We start from the raw sequence: 18352 nt of genomic DNA, 5'->3' as shown, positions 1-18352 counted from the left end.
TTATATTAATTTACTTTCTTTATACCAACTAAACAAAACTGGCACAATAAATAATGAAATCAATGCCACTAACATACCTCCAAAACTAGGAATAGCCATTGGAATCATTATATCACTTCCTTTTCCAGTTGCCGTTAAAATAGGCAATAATGCCAAAATAGTAGTTCCTGTTGTCATTAAACAAGGCCTAATTCTTTTTTTTCCTGCCTCTAAGACAGAATCTCGAACTTCTGTAATACTTCCCGGGTTATTTTTATTAAATGTTTGTTTTAAATAGGTCGCCATAATCACTCCATCATCTGTAGCTATACCAAACAAAGCTATAAAACCAACCCAAATAGCTACACTAAGATTTATTGTTTTTATATGAAAAAGCTCTCTTAAATTAATAGCTCCTATGCTAAAATTCATAAACCAACTTTGTCCGTATAACCATATTAAAATAAAGCCTCCTGCAAATGCAACAGCAACACCAGTAAATACCATTAAAGATATTGACACTGATCTAAATTGAAGGTATAGTATTAAGAAAATAACCAAAAGTACTAATGGAACAATAAATGACAGTGTCTTCTCTGCATGTAATTGATTTTCATATGTTCCCGAAAAACTATAACTAAGTCCTTTTTTTATTTTTAATTCTCCATCTGTAATTTTACTTTCTATTTTTTCTTTAGCATTTTCAATAACATTAACCTCTGCAAAACCTTCTTCTTTATCAAAAAGAACGTAACCAACTAAAAAACCATCCTCACTTTTTATAATTTGTGGTCCTTTTTCATAACGTATTGTAACCACATCTGAAAGGGGAATAGAATTTTCATTTCCTATTGATAAATAAATTTTTTCTATATCCTCAGGAGTAGCTCTTAGTTCTCTTGGGTATCTAACCCGAACACTATAACGCTCCCTTCCTTCTACTGTATGTGTTAAAATTTTTCCTCCTACAGCCACCTCTAATAGCTCCTGAACTTCCAAAATAGAAACACCGTAGCGAGCTATTTTTTCTCTATCTATATCAACCAACAAATACGGTTTCCCTACAATTCTATCTGCAAATACAGCTTCTTTTTTAACTCCTTTAACAGTTTTGAGTGTCTTTTCTAAAGTTATTCCTAATGCCTCAATAGATTTTAAATCATTTCCTTTAACTTTTATACCCATTGGAGCTCGCATTCCTGTTTGCAACATTACAAGGCGGGTTTCTATAGGTTGTAATTTAGGTGCTGTAGTTACTCCTGGTAATTTGGTTACATTTACAATTGCCTCCCAAATATCATCTCTATTTCTTATTTCTGGTCGCCAATTTCTATAAAACTCCCCATCATCATCTATAATTAAATCTTTTATAGTATAACCCTCTCCTGATTTTACAAAATCCCCTTCTTTAGTTTCGAAAAAATTCTCTTCGTTAACTTTAAAAGAAATTGGACTTCCTTGTTTATCTAAAATAAATTCTGGTTTGTATAAAATAATATTTTCATACATTGATAAAGGAGCTGGGTCTAATGCAGAACTTACCCTTCCTGCCTTACCAACCACAGTTTCTATCTCTGGAATAGCAGCAACCGCCATATCCAACTGTGTTAAAATTCTTTTATTTTCAGATGTTCCCGAATGCGGCAAAGAAGTAGGCATAAGCAAAAAAGACCCTTCATCTAATGATGGCATAAACTCTTTCCCTGTATTTGCCATTATCAATATGCCAAAAAATAACAACCCAATAGGGATACTTAAAAACTTAACTTTATTTGCAAGTGCCCATACCAATATAACCTCGTAATATTTTCGAAATATGAGCAAGACCCCTAAAACCAGAAGGCAAATTATTACAACAAAGAATAGATTACCTACTATTGTAGTACCATAACTTAATGGCCTCCAGTAATAACTTAACAGAATTAAAATAACAAAACTACTCCATAGTAATTGATAGTTCTTAAATTTATTTTTTGTTATTTTATCTAGTTTTTTTATTATCCCTAGAATTGCGAAACCTAATAACAAGGCTCCAATATAATAACCAAAAATAATTGTAATTATTCCTAATCCTGCAAGCATTATATTACCTACTATTGCTATTTTTCTCTTTACCGCTTTATATGGTTGAAATAATTTTGCAGCAAAAGGCGGTATTACAAATAACGCAACGACCATAGAAGCTGTTAACGCAGCCGTCTTTGTAAAAGCTAATGGCACAAATAATTTCCCTTCAGCTCCCGTTAAAGTAAACACTGGAATAAAACTTATAATAGTCGTTAAACCTGCGGTAATAATTGCTCCTGAAACTTCTATTGTTGCATTATAAACTACCTTATCTACATTTTCATTTTCTTGTTTTGTTTCTAAATGGCGAATAATATTCTCTGATAATATTATTCCCATATCTACCATTGTACCAATTGCAATAGCAATACCAGAAAGAGCTACTATATTAGCATCAACTTTAAACAGTTTCATTGCTATAAACACCATAAGAACAGCAACAGGCATTAATCCAGAAATAAGAATTGAAACTCTAAGATTAAAGAGCATTACTATTACAACTAATATTGTAATTAATATTTCAAAAGTTAACGCGTCTCCAAGTGTATTTATACTTTCTTTTATTAAAGTAGTCCTATCATAAAAAGGCACAATTGTAAGTTTAGAAACCCTACCGTCTTTTAATGTTTTTGTAGGTAAACCTATAACTATATCTTTAATTTTGTCTTTAACCCCCTTAATAATATTTATTGGATTTTCCCCATAGCGAGCAACAACAACACCCCCAACCACCTCTGCTCCTTCCTTATCTAAAACTCCTCTACGTTCTGCTGGACCAAAAGCAACTTTAGCTATGTCTTTAATCTTTATTGGAGTGAAATTTTTGCTTGTTACTTGGGTATTTTCAATATCTTCTTTATTTTTTATATACCCCAAACCTCTAACAAAATATTCTATCTGATTTATTTCAATGGTCTTTGCTCCTACATCTTTATTACTTTCTTTTACTGCTTTTACAACATCTGCAATAGTAATATTGTATTGCCGCATTAACTCTGGATTAATGTCTATTTGGTATTCTTGTGTAAACCCTCCAATAGAAGCTACTTCTGAAACTCCATCTGCAGCCAAAAGAGCATTTTTAACATAAAAATCTTGAATAGACCTTATTTCATGTAAATCCCAACCTCCAGTAACTTCTCCTTTTTCATCTCTACCTTCTAAAGTATACCAAAATATTTGCCCTAGAGCTGTTGCATCTGGCCCTAATGTTGGCTTCACTCCATTAGGCAATAGATTAGTAGGCAAGGCATTTAATTTTTCTAAAAGTCTACTTCTTGACCAATAAAAATCTACATCATCTTTAAAAATGACATAAATACTAGAAAAACCAAACATGGATGAACTTCTTACTGATTTTACTCCAGGAGTCCCAAGTAAACTAGATGTTAAAGGATACGTAATTTGATCTTCTATATCTTGTGGAGATTTCCCTTCCCACTCCGTATAAACTATTTGTTGATTTTCCCCAATATTAGGAATAGCATCTACAGACACAGGATTACTGGGAAATATTCCAAACCCCAAATTAAATGGCGCATGTATAATTCCCCAAGCAAAAAAGAAAAACAAGAGTATAAGAGCTACTAACTTGTTTTCTATTAAAAATTTAATGCTTTTATTTAGCATACCTTTTACTTATTCCGAGTTTTTAACTGTAAACCAAACTCTTGCTATAAATAACGTTTAAACTCCTAAATGATTGTAAATAATAAGCTATTTAAACAAAAGCAATGTAAACAAAAAAAGCTTCCAAAAAAATTGGAAGCTTTTTAATTACTGTGGGCCCTACTGGATTCGAACCAGTGACCCCCTGCTTGTAAGGCAGGTGCTCTGAACCAACTGAGCTAAGAGCCCTTGTTAAGGGTGTGCAAATATATAATAGTTTTTGGTTTACCCAAAGAAAAAAAGAAAAATTTTAAACTATTTCTGCAACTACAAAATTGCTCCCTCCGACAAAAATAAAGTCAGATTCTTTTGCATTTTTCTTTGCTGCATTTAAAGCTTCTGAGACTGAGTTATATACAATCCCTTTTAAACCAAAAAGTTCTGCTTTACTTTTTAAATCATCTTCATTTAATCCTCTAAAAATATTTGGCTTACAAAAATAATATTTTGCACTTTTTGGAAATAACGGCAATACTGTTTCTAAACTTTTATCCTTTACAAAACCTAAAACAATATGTAAATCTGCGTAATCTTGCTTTTTTATCTGATCAACAACTAATTTTAATCCTTCTTGGTTATGAGCAGTATCACAAACTAATAAAGGTTTAGTACCTAGCACTTGCCATCTACCTAATAAACCTGTATTACCTACTACATTTTTTAAACCTTTTTCAATATTCTCTCCTGTGACTTTAAAAGCCTTTAAAACCTTTAAAAGAGCTACTACCCCTTTTATATTTTTTGCTTGATACGACCCTAATAAATCTGTAATATATTCTTCACTATCTAAAGTAGATGCAAAAAATATTTCAGCATTATTCTTTTTAGCTATACCCTTAAAAATATTAGCCGTTTCTTCTTGGTACTCACTAATAACAACAGGAATATTCTCTTTTATAATCCCTGCTTTTTCAAAAGCTATTTTAGGCAAAGTATCTCCCAACATATCGGTATGATCTAAACCTATATTTGTAATCAAAGAAGCCTCCGGAGTAATAATGTTTGTAGAATCTAACCTTCCCCCTAAACCAACTTCAACTATAGCTACATCTACTTTTTCTTTTGCAAAATAAGCAAAAGCCATACCTACTGTCATCTCAAAAAATGAAAGTTTATTCACTTCAAAAAAGGATAGGTTATCCGCTACAAAATCTACAACATACGTTTCTGATACTGGCTCTCCATTAATGCGAATACGCTCTCTAAAATCCTTTAAATGTGGTGATGTATACAAACCAACCTTATACCCAGCTTCTTGCAAAACAGATGCTAACATATGACTACTAGAACCTTTACCATTAGTCCCAGCTACATGTATACTCTTAAATTTTTTATGTGGATTTTTTAAATGGAATGCTAAACTCTTAATATTATCTAACTTACCATTAAAGGCTAATTTACCTTTTTGTTGGTACATTGGAAGTTGTGCAAACATCCAATCTAGTGTTTCTAAATAGGTCACTCCCCTAGTTTAAAATTAACAACAACAAAACCTACTTGTTTACTTGGCGCATTAGAATCTAAATTCCATTTATGCATAAATGCTGTTCTTTTTGCTGGCTCTAGTAAGCAATCACTATTATTTGTTGTGCCTTTAACTCCAGGTGTTGCACTTATAACTTTACCGTTTCTATCTACAATAATTTTTACAACTACTCTACCAGATTCATTACACTCTTGCGCAACTTTACCTTTATTAACTAAAGATCTTCCGTTTAACCCATACCCACCAGTTCCTGTTCCAGAACCTGGGATACCATAATAACTAGTTGCATAGGGGTCTCCATCTGGCTGCCCTTTATCCCCTGCCTTAGTATCATCTCCTTCACTTCCTGATGCAGTACCATCAGATTTATTTAAGCCACCCATCATAGCATCTAACTTTGCTTTCTTTGCTGCTTTTTCTTTTCTTATTTTTTCTTCAGCATCTCGTTTTTCTTTAGCAACTCTTTCTGCTTTTGCTTTAGCTTTTTTTGCTGCCTCATCTGCTTTTTTCTTTGCTTGCTGCTGTTGCTTTATTTTTATAGACTCTTCACTCTCTTGTGTTACTAATTTTTCTGCTGGAGATTCTTCTGCAATTTGCTGCTCAGGTACCTGCTCTTGAATTTGCTCTTCCACAACTTCTTCTTGCATAGTTTCCTCCGGAGGCGTATCTAAAGGTTCTGACCTAATTTTTTCTTTAGGTTGCACTTTTCCACTACCAAAACTTGTAGTTCCAAAATTTACAGAAATTCCATTTTCCTCAGGAGGGTCCATATAGGTAAGACCTATATAAAAAAGCACAAGCAATAGCACACTTAATAAAAGTGTGGTTATTGTAAAAGAATTTTTCTTGTGTTTAGTGTCTAAAAATGCCATTAATTTGGTCGCACTGCCAAAATAACCTTATAACTATTTCTATTTGCAATATCCATAACGTTTACTGCCTCTTTAATAGCTACACTTTCTTCTGCTCTAAGAATAATAGTGGGTTTTTCTTGTCCTTCTAGTGCCTTTTTTAATTCAATTTCAATGTACTCTCCGTTAATTCTTTCATTATTAACATAGTACTGTAAATTCTTATCTATACTAACAGATACATTCTGTGTATTTGTAGATTTTCCTTTTGCTTTTGGTAATAATAAATCTAAAGCATTAGGGGAATTAGCGGTAAGCATAAAAAATATCAACAACAGAAATACTATATCTGTCATTGAAGACATGCTAAAGTCTGGACTTACTTTATTTCTTCCTTTTAACTTCATAGTTACAGATTCTATAGAGGTTCATTTAATAAATCTAAGAACTCTACAGCGTTAGCCTCCATCTTATGTACTACTTTATCTGTTCTATTCACTAAATGGTTATACCCCATATAAGCAATAATACCAACTATAAGACCTGCCACAGTTGTTGTCATAGCAGTATAAATACCTGATGCTAAAGAACCCATTTCTGCTTGTCCACCACTACTTGCCATTTCATGGAATGCTAAAATCATACCAATTACGGTTCCTAAGAAACCAATCATTGGAGCAGCACCAGCAACAGTAGCTAAAACACTTACATTTTTTTCTAACTTATATACTTCTAAGGTACCAGCATTTTCAATAGCTGTATTAATATCATCTAAAGGTTTTCCAATTCTAGAAACCCCTTTTTCTGTTAATCTTGCAACCGGAGAATCTGTTTGTGCGCATAACAATTTAGCCGCATCTAGCTTACCATTTGTTACATGGTCACGAATTTGATTCATGAAATTTTTATCTATTTTAGAAGCTGCATTTACTGCTAACAATCTTTCAAAATAAATATATAAAGCAACTGCAAGCATAATAAACAATACAGATATAATTATTACACTACCTGTACCACCATTAAAAATTAAATCTATTACAGATAATGTTTTCTCTTCGGAGAGTACATCTCCAGCGGTAGAATCTTGCGCTAAATCTTGAAATAATAACATATAATTTCTCTTATAGGAGTTGCCTTTATAACGGTAATTTATCTATTAAATTATGTAACCTATACAAATTGTCTTAATATAATAAATACTATTGCACCAGATAAAAATCCTACGAATGCTAGCCAAGCAATTTTCTTTAGGTACCAAAAGAAATCTATTTTCTCCATACCCATTGCTACAACACCTGCCGCAGACCCTATTATTAACATACTACCACCAGTACCAGCAGCATAAGCAATAAAGTGCCACAACTGGTTATCTAAGCTTTCTGAGAACATTCCTAAACTAGCAGCAACTAACGGCACATTATCTATTACCGCAGAACCAACTCCTAATAGTAATACAACTAAATCCGAAACACGTGTGCCAGCTAACTCTGTTCCTAACATTGGTGTAGACTCTTGTAACCAGCTAGCAAAACCAAATAACTGCCCTAAAGACTCTAATGCAGCAACTGCCATTAATATTCCTAAAAAGAAAAGGATACTTGGCATTTCAATTTTAGATAAAGAAGAATGAACTGGGCTATGGTGAGCTGCCATATGTTCTCCATCTGTCTCATCTAAACTGGTTATATTAAATTTACTGTTACTATAAATTTCTGCAAAAGTTGCAACTACTCCTAAAGAAAGCATCATTCCTACATATGGAGGTAAATGAGTTACAGTTTTAAATATCGGAACAAAAACAATAGCGCCTAAACCTAGATATAGCATTCTTGCACTAAATTTTCCTGGGGCTTTATCTTCTTCTTCAGAAACATTTAAATCCCCTTTAAACGCTGGTAAAAAAGAAGCAATAAATGCCGGAACCAACATACACACAAGAGAAGGCAAAAGAAGAAAGCTTACTAATTTTCCTGTGGATACTTTATTTCCTATCCACAACATAGTTGTTGTTACATCTCCAATTGGAGACCAAGCTCCACCAGCATTAGCAGCAATAATTATTAGACCTGCGTACCATATTCTTACATCTCTTTCTTTAACTATCTTTTGCAAAATAGATATTAAAACAATAGTAGCTGTTAAATTATCTATAATAGCAGATAATATAAATGCTAAGAAGCAAAATATCCATAAGATTTTACTCTTACTTTTTGTTTTTATAAAACTTTTTATAGTAGCAAAACCATCAAAGTAATCTATAATTTCTACTATAGTCATAGCCCCAAGTAAGAAAACTAATATCTCCGATGTTTTCCCAAGATGATGTAATAAAGTCTCCTCCATTAAATGCAGCTTACTTTCATGTTCCATGCCTCCAAAATTATCAACAAGGGCATGTGCACTAGAATCAAACCAAGTACCAAAACCATCAATCCCCAAAGCTATTAATGCCCAACATATAGCCATCATTACCAAAGCTGGTATTAGTTTATCAATTTTTAAATTATGTTCTAATGTTATTGCTAGATATCCTAACACAAAGACAAGAATAATTGCTGATTCCATTCTAGATAAATTTTAATTAAAATTGGTTGTAAAAAAAATATTTAAAAAATTCTTTATTTCGGTCTAAAAGAATTTTGGCTAAAGATATTCAAAAATGTACTCTTAACGGCAAAAGTTATACTAGAAAATAGTAACTCTTAATAAATTTATTTTATCAAAAACAAAAAAGAGCACATATAAAAAACATATATATACTCTTTTAATATTTTTATCAACTACACCAACTGCTTCAAAGCAATTTCAAAGGCAGTATTACTAATATTTAATTTGGAACTATTTTTTGCATGAACCTTTTCAATAGCTTCTTTAATGGTTTTAGAAGTATCCATAAAAATTAAAGCATCATCTATACCTACTCTTTTTTCCATAAAATATGCAAACACCCTTGCCATCCCACAGTTAGAAATAAAATCTGGAATAAGACTCACTTTTCCATCTGTATATTCCATTATTGGTCCAAAAAATATTTCTTTATCAGCAAAAGGCACATTAGCACCACAAGAAATTACTTCTAAACCAGTATCTATCATCTTAGATATTTGCTCTTTAGTAATTAATCTAGATGCTGCACATGGCACAAAAATCTCTGTTGGTAAAGTCCAAATACGTTCATTAATTTCTTCAAAAGGAATAAAATCTTCCTTTGAAGCCACTAAAGTATTTCCGTTTTTATTTAAGAATAGCATCTTAATCTCCTCAAAAGAAAACCCCTCTTCTTTAATAACTCCGCCCTCACGATCTATAATGCCTACTATTTTAGCTCCCATTAATGCCAAATAATAAGCTGCTGCACTACCTACATTTCCAAACCCTTGTATAACAGCTTTCTTACCTTTTACGTTGCCTCCATAAATATTGTAATAATGCTTTACCGCCTCTGCAACACCATACCCAGTAATCATATCAGCTACCGTATATTTTTTAGAAACTTCAGGAGAATATATAGAATTCTCAATAGCTTTTATTACTCCTAATCTAAGTTGGCCAATTCTATTTATTTTATCTGCTTCAGTGGGCTTAAAATGCCCATTAAAAACCCCTTCTTGTGGGTGCCAAACCCCTGCATCTTCAGTAATTGGAATTACTTCATGTATTTCATCTACATTTAAATCTCCTCCAGTACCATAATAACTTTTTAATAAAGGAGCTACCGCTCTATACCAACGCTCTAAAACACCTTTTTTTCTTGGGTCATTAGGGTCAAAATTAATTCCAGATTTAGCACCACCTATTGCAGGGCCAGAAACTGTAAATTTCACCTCCATAGTTTTCGCCAAAGACAAAACCTCATTAACATCTAAGCCTTTTCGCATTCTAGTACCACCTCCAGCGGCACCACCACGTAAAGAGTTAATTACAGTCCAACCTTCAGCTTCTGTCTCAGAATCTTTCCAATTAAAAACTATTTCTGCTTGTTTATTCTCGTATGTATATAGTAATTCTTTCATAAGAATTGATTTTTTATGATATTATTAGTTTGCAATACTTGTTTTATGTACTCTCCGAAAAAAATAAATATAACTCCCCTTTCGGGGTTACTGCTGTCTCATAACTAATAATTAAACATCAATTCTATTTAATGTAGTGATGCAAATATAAAAAAATGAAATCATTTTCAGTAGATTACTTTAGTGAAATTTAACAAAAAACAAAGTTTTGAATAATGCGATATTCGCATTATAACCTTATATTAGCCTTATCATTTTATCATAATTTCAAACATATGGACTTTACCTTAACAGAAGAGCAAAAATTAATACAACAAGCAGCAAGAGATTTCGCACAAAACGAACTGCTTCCAGGAGTAATTGAACGAGACGATGCTCAAAAATTTCCTGCAGAACAAGTTAAAAAAATGGGAGAGCTAGGTTTTCTAGGAATGATGGTAAATCCTAAATATGGTGGCAGCGGTTTAGACGCCGTTTCTTATACTATTGTTATGGAAGAATTATCTAAGGTAGATGCCTCTTCTTCTGTTGTTGTCTCTGTAAACAACTCTTTAGTTTGTTATGGTATTGAGGCCTATGGAACAGAAGAACAAAAAGAAAAATACCTAACAAAATTAGCAACTGGAGAAATTATAGGTGCTTTTTGTTTATCGGAACCCGAAGCTGGTAGTGATGCCACTTCTCAAAAAACAACAGCTATAGATAAAGGAGACCATTATATACTAAACGGCACTAAAAACTGGATTACAAATGGTAGTACAGCAAGTGTATATATTGTTATAGCACAAACAGATAAAGAAAAAGGACATAAAGGAATTAATGCGCTAATAGTAGAAAAAGGAGCAGAAGGTTTTGAGATTGGCCCTAAAGAAAATAAACTAGGAATTCGAGGTAGTGATACCCACTCCTTACTATTTAATGACGTAAAGGTTCCTAAAGAAAATAGAATAGGTGAAGATGGGTTTGGTTTTAAATTTGCAATGAAAACATTATCAGGAGGAAGAATAGGTATTGCTGCACAAGCTTTAGGTATAGCTGCAGGTGCTTATGAATTAGCAAAAAAATATTCTAAACAACGTAAAGCATTTGGGACAGAAATTTCTAATCACCAAGCAATTGCTTTTAAATTGGCAGATATGCACACTCAAATAGAAGCTGCAAGACACCTTGTATATAAAGCAGCATGGGATAAAGACCAAGGACATAATTTTGACTTATCTGGAGCTATGGCAAAACTTTACGCATCGCAAGTTGCTATGGACACAACCGTAGAAGCCGTACAAGTACACGGTGGAAATGGTTTTGTTAAAGATTACCATGTAGAAAGATTAATGCGAGATGCCAAAATTACGCAAATCTATGAAGGCACTTCAGAGATTCAAAAAATAGTAATTTCTAGAAGCATTTTAAGAGATTAATTCCATTTTAATTAATACATCTTACAACCTTACCCTGATTTTTCATGGGTAAGGTTGTTTTGTTTTCACTACAAAGCTTGTTACTGCATTAATATATTTGGGGTTATTTGTTACAAAACAAGATATGCAACAAACTACCCCCTAAAAAACCTTTCAAAACAATCATTAATGCACTACTTTTATCATTATGATAATTTTAACCTTTTAAAAATTCATTATTAGGTGATTTTTATACTTTTATCCTAATCATTGAATTTATTACGTGTTTTATTCTTAATCGTTGAATAAAACACAAATAAATTGATATTTTTGAAGAAATACCATAATCTATGAAGTTGAAAAAACAAGGGTTGTACCTACCAGAATTTGAACATGAAAACTGTGGAGCAGGTTTTATTTGTAACCTTAACGGGGAAAAGAATAACCAAATAATACATGATGCTTTAGAGATTTTAGTAAAACTAGAGCACCGTGGAGGGGTAAGTTCTGATGGAAAAACAGGCGATGGTGCTGGTTTACTAATAGACATTCCACATGACTATTTTAAAAGAGTATGCGAATTTTCTATTCCTGAGCAACGCAAATATGCCGTAGGTATGGTTTTTTTACCAAAAATTAAGAACCAATACAATTTTTGTAAAAAAGAATTTGAAAAAGAAATTACAGACCAGGGCTTAACTATTCTAGGATGGAGAACAGTTCCTGTAGACTCTTCTAATTTGGGAGAAATAGCCTTAGCGTCTGAACCAAACATAGAACAAGTATTTATTGGGCAAGGGGATTTAGAAGAGAATATTTTTAAAGCTAAATTATATGCTGCTCGTAAAATTACAGAACATACTATTCGTAATTCTAAAACTTCGCAAGGCAACTACTTTTATGTTGCAAGTTTATCTAACACTACCTTAATATATAAGGGCATTATAATGCCTGAAGATATTGGTCCATATTATACAGATTTACAACAACCAGATTTAGTTACAAGATTAGCCTTAGTACACCAACGTTTTTCTACCAACACAATGCCTACATGGGAGCTAGCGCAACCATTTAGATTCTTATGTCAAAATGGAGAAATTAATACCTTAAGGGGTAATGTATCTAGAATGCGTGTGCGAGAAGAAATAATGAAATCGGATATTTTTGGAGATCAATTTGAAAAGCTTTTCCCAATAATTTTACCAAACAAATCTGATTCGGCATCTATGGATATGTCTGTAGAATTATTAACCTTAACTGGACGTTCATTACCAGAGGTTATGATGATGACTATTCCTGAAGCATGGGAAAAACATGCAACAATGTCCGAAGAAAGAAAAGCATTTTATGAATACAACTCTTGTATCATGGAGCCTTGGGATGGACCTGCTTCTGTTCCTTTTACAGATGGAGATTATATTGGGGCGTTATTAGATCGTAACGGTTTAAGACCTTCTAGGTATACCGTTACAAAAAGCGGAAAACTTATAATGTCTTCTGAAGTTGGTGTTGTAAATATAGACCCTAAAGACATTGAAAGTCACGGACGTTTAGAGCCTGGAAAAATGTTTTTAGTAGACATGAATAATGGACGTATTATTGATGACGAGGAAATAAAAAATAAAATTGTTACTGAAAGGCCATATAAAAAATGGTTAAAACAGAACAATATGCAGTTAAAAGATGTTCCAAATACAAACGAAGTTTGTCCTATTGAAACATTAGACCTTAAAACAAGACAACGTCTATACAATTACACCATAGAAGATATTCAAGAAGTGATTGTTCCTATGGCGCAAGTAGGTAAAGAAGCACTAGGATCTATGGGAATAGATACACCTTTAGCAGTTTTATCAGATAATCCACAATTAATATCAAACTACTTTAAACAACTGTTTGCACAAGTTACCAATCCACCTTTAGATGGTATTCGTGAAGAAGTTGTTACAGATATTAGTTTAGCTTTAGGTCATGACAAAAATATTTTTGACATAACACCAGAACAATGCCATAAGTTAAGAATACAAAACCCTGTAATTTCTAATAATGATTTAGAAAAAATTAGAAATATTAATGTAGAAGGTTTTAAAGCAGATACTATAGAAATGCTTTATACTAAAGACCAAGGAATGAATGGTTTAGAGGATGCTCTGGATGATATCATTATTAAAATAACAAAGTCTTTAGAAAAAGGTACTAATATTATTATATTATCAGACAGAGGAGCAAAAGAAGGGTTAGCACCTATTCCTGCTTTACTAGCATGTTCTTTTGTGCATCACCAAATGAACCGCTTACGTAAGCGTTCTTATTTTGATATTGTAATAGAATCTGCAGAACCAAGAGAACCACATCATTTTGCTACTTTATTTGGTTACGGAGCATCTGCTATTAACCCATACATGGTTAATGAAATTATTAGAGAGCAAGTAAAAGAAGGGTTTATTAAGTTAGATGAGCAAAAGGCTGTAGATAACTTTAATAAAGCTATTGGTAAGGGAATTCTAAAAGTGATGAATAAAATTGGAATCTCTACTTTACATTCCTACAGAGGTTCCCAAATATTTGAAATAGTTGGTTTCAATTCAAATTTTGTAAATAAATATTTCCCTTATACAGCTTCTAGAATTGAAGGTATAGGGCTTTATGAAATTGAAAAAGAAATTACAAAAAGATATAAATATGCTTATCCAGATACTTATATTGATAAGCGCCTTGGATTAAATATTGGTGGAGAATATAGATGGAGACGTAATGGAGAACGCCATTTATTTAACCCAACAACAGTTGCAAAATTACAGCAAGCAGTACGACTAAATGATCAAAAATCGTACGACATATATAAAGATGCCATAAATGAGCAATCTAAAAACCTTTTAACAATTCGTGGATTGTTTGAGTTTAATAACTTAGACCCTATTCCTATTGATGAGGTAGAACCATGGACAGATATTGTAAAACGCTTTAAAACTGGAGCAATGTCTTACGGATCTATTTCTCGTGAAGCGCATGAGAATTTAGCAATTGCCATGAACCGTTTAGGCGGAAAATCTAACTCTGGTGAAGGTGGTGAAGACAGAAGACGTTTTCAACCAGATGCCAATGGAGACAATAGAAACTCTGCAATAAAGCAAGTTGCATCAGGACGTTTTGGAGTAACATCTCACTACTTAAGTTCTGCAAAAGAAATACAAATAAAAATGGCTCAGGGAGCTAAACCTGGAGAAGGTGGCCAATTACCAGGGCATAAAGTTTTACCTTGGATTGCAGAAACACGTAATTCTACTCCATTTGTAGGATTAATATCTCCTCCTCCGCATCACGATATATATTCTATTGAGGATTTAGCACAATTAATCTACGATTTAAAAAATGCAAATCGCGAAGCTAGGATAAATGTAAAATTAGTATCCGAAGTAGGTGTTGGTACTATTGCCGCTGGTGTTTCTAAAGCTAAAGCAGATGTAGTATTAATCTCTGGATATGACGGTGGTACTGGAGCATCTCCATTAACCTCTTTAAAACATGCAGGGAGCTTGGTTTAGCAGAAGCACAACAAACCTTAGTACTTAACAACTTGCGTTCTCGTATTGTTGTAGAATGCGACGGACAATTAAAAACTGGTAGAGATGTAGCTGTAGCTGCATTATTAGGAGCTGAAGAATTTGGTTTTGCAACTGCTCCTCTAGTTGCCTCTGGTTGTATTATGATGCGTAAATGCCATTTAAACACATGCCCTGTAGGTATTGCTACCCAAGATAAAGAGTTAAGAAAAAACTTTAAAGGTACTCCAGAACATGTAATTAATTTCTTCTATTATGTTGCTAACGAGCTTAGAGAAATCATGGCAGACTTAGGATTTAGAACTGTAGATGAAATGATTGGACAAACCCAAAAAATAGACACCAATAAAGCTATAAAGCATTATAAAGCTAAAGGGTTAGATTTATCTGCTATTTTATATCAACCTGCAGAGTATAATAATTCTACTTTAAAAAATACCGAAAAGCAAGACCATAATTTAGAAAATGTAATGGATTTTCAAATACTAAAAGATGCGCATGCAGCAATTTTCAGAAAAGAGATTACTACTTTAAATTACCCTATACATAACACTGATCGTTCTTTAGGAGCAATAGTTTCTAATGAAGTGTCTAAAATATATGGTCACCTAGGGTTACCTGAAGACACTTTAAACCTTAATTTTAAAGGCTCTGCTGGTCAAAGTTTTGGTGTTTTTGGAGCAAGTGGAATTACATATACTGTTGAAGGCAATACTAATGATTATTTAGGAAAAGGGCTTTCTGGTGGTAAAATAATTATTAAAAAACCAGCTGAAGCAGATTTCATAGCAGAACACAATATAATAGTTGGTAATGTTTGTTTATTTGGAGCTGTAAAAGGAGAAGCATACATAAATGGTATTGCTGGTGAACGTTTTGCAGTTCGTAATTCTGGAGCTACAGCTGTAGTAGAAGGAGTAGGAGACCACTGTTGTGAATATATGACTGGTGGAAGAATTGTTGTTTTAGGAGATACTGGACGTAATTTTGCTGCAGGTATGAGCGGTGGTTATGCCTATGTATTAAACAATAATGGAAAATTTACTAACGGTCTCTGCAATGAAGAAACTGTAGATTTTGACCCTATATCAGGAGAAGATGAAAAAGAATTAAAAGGATTAATACAAAAACATGTTGCCAATACTAATAGTAATAGAGGTAAAGAAATTTTAGCTGATTGGGAAAATAGTATATCTAAATTTGTGAAAGTAATGCCTAAAGAATACAAAGTAGCTCTGGAGCGTATTGCAAATGAAGAACCAATGGTAGAAGAATTAACAATAGCGTAATTATGGGAAAGACAACAGGATTTAAAGAATTCGAAAGAAAAGACGAACAATACACTGCTGTTGAAAAGCGTGTTAAAGATTATAAAGAATTTACAGTTCCTTTAAGTGATAAAGAAATTACTGAACAAGGATCACGCTGTATGGATTGTGGTATACCTTTTTGTCATAGTGGATGTCCATTAGGAAATTTAATACCAGATTTTAATCATATGGTACATCAAGGAGAGTGGCAAAAAGCTTCCTTGATATTACATTCTACAAATAATTTCCCAGAGTTTACCGGTCGTTTATGTCCAGCCCCGTGTGAACAAGCATGTGTTTTGGGAATTATAGAAGACCCTATTTCAATAGAAAATATAGAAAAAAATATTGTTGAACGTGCTTTTAAAGAAGGATGGATAAAACCACAAACTCCTAAAAAGAGAACCGGAAAAACTGTTGCTATTGTAGGTTCTGGACCTGCGGGTTTAGCTACTGCACAACAACTAAATAGAGCAGGTCATTTAGTAACTGTTTTTGAAAGAGATGATGAAGTTGGTGGTTTATTACGATATGGAATACCTAACTTTAAAATGGAAAAAGGTATTATTGACCGTAGAGTTGAAATTTTAAAAGCTGAAGGAATTATTTTTAAAGTGAACTCTAATGTTGGAAAAAATGTTTCTATTGATGAGTTAAAAGCTTTTAGTGCTATTGTTTTAGCTGGCGGAGCTACAGAAAGGCGTTCTTTACCAACTCCTGGTATTGATGCTGATGGTGTTGTACAAGCAATGGATTTCTTAACGCAACAGACAAAAGTTGTTTTTGGTAAAGAAGTAAAAGATCAAGTTCTTGCAACTGATAAAAATGTAATTGTAATTGGCGGTGGAGATACTGGTTCTGATTGTGTAGGGACATCAAATCGTCAAGGTGCAAAATCGGTAATTAATTTTGAAATTATGCCAAAACCACCAGGACACCGTTCACCTTCTACACCATGGCCTTATTGGCCACTACAATTAAAAACATCTTCTTCTCACAAAGAAGGGGTAGAACGTAACTGGTTAATAAATACGAAAGAATTTGTAACTGATGAAACAGGAAAATTAACTGCTTTAAAAACCGTTAATGTAGAATGGGAAATGATTCCTGGCCAACGTCCAAAATTAATTGAAATTGAAGGAACAGAAAAAACTTGGCCTTGTGATTTAGCTCTACTTGCTTTAGGGTTTACCGGGCCAGAAAATTACTTAGCAAAACAGTTAGGTATAAAAACAGATGCTCGTTCTAATTATAAAGCTAAATATGGCAAATACCAAACAAATGTTTCTAATATATTTTCTGCTGGAGATATGCGTAGAGGACAATCCTTAATAGTATGGGCTATTTCGGAAGGAAGAGAAGCTGCTAGACAAGTAGATAAATACTTAATGGGTAAATCGGATTTACCATCTAAGAATATGGCTGGAGATTTACCAGGAATATAAAACTTAAGTAAAATAAAAAAGGGTTGCTTTAAGTATAAAGCAACCCTTTTTTTTGTTTTATTATTCCGTACTATCTATTAGTATAATAACTTATTAAATAACACATTCATTTGCTTTAAAAAAACAACCATCTTTTCAAGTTTTTTTTTAAAGCATATAACTTTAATAGACATGTTATTTTTTTTAGTCCTAGAGGTTTTCCTTCTTATTTTCTTCAGATACAACTCTCATAAACTAATATTAAATACTATATATAGTACAAGCCAATTATATTAAATATTATTTTAAGACCTAGTCTAAGCTTTAAAAGATATATTTCTATTTTTTCTTATAGATATGTGATTGATTCTTGATTAATATGAAGGAATAGTTCTTGTATATAAACAAAACACTATCATACATTTATTTACAAAGGCAACTGGTAATTTAATTAGTACAAGATTAGTGAACTAGTACTGTATACTATGTACTATTTTTTAAAATAGGGCATAAAAAAAGTCCGATACGTAATGTATCGGACTTTGAAGAAGGCGGCTTCCTACTCTCCCACTTGGTGTAGCAGTACCATCGGCG

Annotated in this window: 9 protein-coding genes, 1 tRNA gene and 1 pseudogene; 3 read left to right on the top strand and 8 right to left on the bottom strand. The window is 32.8% G+C overall.

Translation table 11 applies throughout. The features are described from left to right. The 8 genes from CLV91_RS14200 to CLV91_RS14165 all read right to left on the bottom strand — a co-directional run bounded on the left by CLV91_RS14200 (position 1) and on the right by CLV91_RS14165 (position 10064). Entirely contained in the window at positions 1–3675 is a 3675-nt protein-coding gene (locus CLV91_RS14200; RefSeq protein WP_121068893.1) for an efflux RND transporter permease subunit, read from the bottom strand. A 153-nt stretch (positions 3676–3828) separates the two neighbouring features. Then, a tRNA-Val gene (locus tag CLV91_RS14195) sits at positions 3829–3903 on the bottom strand. A 61-nt stretch (positions 3904–3964) separates the two neighbouring features. After that, positions 3965–5176, bottom strand: coding sequence for a bifunctional folylpolyglutamate synthase/dihydrofolate synthase (locus tag CLV91_RS14190; RefSeq protein WP_121068892.1), 1212 nt, complete (start codon positions 5174–5176; stop codon positions 3965–3967). Further along, positions 5173–6072, bottom strand: coding sequence for an energy transducer TonB (locus CLV91_RS14185; RefSeq protein ID WP_121068891.1), 900 nt, complete (start codon positions 6070–6072; stop codon positions 5173–5175). Before CLV91_RS14185 ends, CLV91_RS14190 begins: the two co-directional genes overlap by 4 nt. Next, positions 6072–6458 (bottom strand): ExbD/TolR family protein, encoded by a 387-nt coding sequence (locus tag CLV91_RS14180; protein ID WP_121068890.1) that lies wholly within the window; start codon positions 6456–6458, stop codon positions 6072–6074. Before CLV91_RS14180 ends, CLV91_RS14185 begins: the two co-directional genes overlap by 1 nt. An 11-nt stretch (positions 6459–6469) precedes the next feature. Further along, the gene (locus tag CLV91_RS14175) at positions 6470–7162 is read right to left on the bottom strand and encodes a MotA/TolQ/ExbB proton channel family protein (RefSeq protein ID WP_121068889.1); all 693 of its coding nucleotides are present in this window, start codon (positions 7160–7162) and stop codon (positions 6470–6472) included. A gap of 59 nt (positions 7163–7221) precedes the next feature. Beyond that, complete coding sequence (gene nhaD / locus CLV91_RS14170; protein ID WP_121068888.1) at positions 7222–8616, bottom strand: sodium:proton antiporter NhaD; 1395 nt, start codon at positions 8614–8616, stop codon at positions 7222–7224. A gap of 215 nt (positions 8617–8831) precedes the next feature. Next, the gene (locus CLV91_RS14165; protein WP_121068887.1) at positions 8832–10064 is read right to left on the bottom strand and encodes a Glu/Leu/Phe/Val dehydrogenase dimerization domain-containing protein; all 1233 of its coding nucleotides are present in this window, start codon (positions 10062–10064) and stop codon (positions 8832–8834) included. A gap of 275 nt (positions 10065–10339) precedes the next feature. Between CLV91_RS14165 and CLV91_RS14160 the strand changes: the two genes are divergently transcribed. The 3 genes and pseudogenes from CLV91_RS14160 (at position 10340) to CLV91_RS14150 (ending at position 17779) form a co-directional block, all read left to right on the top strand. Continuing rightward, complete coding sequence (locus CLV91_RS14160) at positions 10340–11482, top strand: acyl-CoA dehydrogenase family protein (RefSeq protein WP_121068886.1); 1143 nt, start codon at positions 10340–10342, stop codon at positions 11480–11482. 329 nt (positions 11483–11811) lie between these two features. Next, a pseudogene (gene gltB, locus CLV91_RS14155) lies at positions 11812–16313 on the top strand (glutamate synthase large subunit). A 2-nt stretch (positions 16314–16315) separates the two neighbouring features. After that, complete coding sequence (locus CLV91_RS14150) at positions 16316–17779, top strand: glutamate synthase subunit beta (RefSeq protein WP_121068885.1); 1464 nt, start codon at positions 16316–16318, stop codon at positions 17777–17779. Positions 17780–18352: the final 573 nt, after the last annotated feature.

It is taken from the genome of Maribacter vaceletii (assembly GCF_003634105.1).
Lineage (GTDB): Bacteria > Bacteroidota > Bacteroidia > Flavobacteriales > Flavobacteriaceae > Maribacter_B > Maribacter_B vaceletii.
This window is presented reverse-complemented; position numbering and strand designations above follow the sequence as displayed.